The sequence below is a fragment of the Streptomyces sp. P9(2023) genome (genome assembly GCF_032436795.1).
In the GTDB taxonomy this organism is placed as follows: Bacteria; Actinomycetota; Actinomycetes; order Streptomycetales; family Streptomycetaceae; genus Streptomyces.
In genome coordinates, this window is record NZ_JAUPWM010000413.1 from 1 (window position 1) to 277 (window position 277).

General features: G+C 59.9%; 1 protein-coding gene. It reads right to left on the reverse strand.

Annotated elements, in window-relative coordinates; translation table 11 throughout:
- Positions 1-58: 58 nt before the first annotated feature.
- Positions 59-277, reverse strand: a 219-nt coding sequence (locus tag Q5762_RS38150; RefSeq protein ID WP_315896903.1) for a type II 3-dehydroquinate dehydratase, incomplete at its 5' end; no start/stop codon positions are given.

Here is a 277-nt window from a genome sequence, read left to right on the forward strand (position 1 = left end):
CGCAACAGGGTGCCCCGAGGGGCACCCTGTTGCGTTTCAGGCGTAGCAAACAGATCGTTCACACGGCGATGATGGCGTCCAGCGCTGCCCGGTAGCCCTGTATGCCCAGCCCGGCGATCACCCCATCGGCACGCAGCGAGACATACGAGTGGTGGCGGAAGGCCTCTCGCTTGTGGACATTGGAAAGATGTACTTCGATGACCTTTCCGTCGAATGCGTTCAAGGCATCCAGAATGGCTACCGAGGTGTGCGTATAGGCGGCGGGGTTGATGATGAT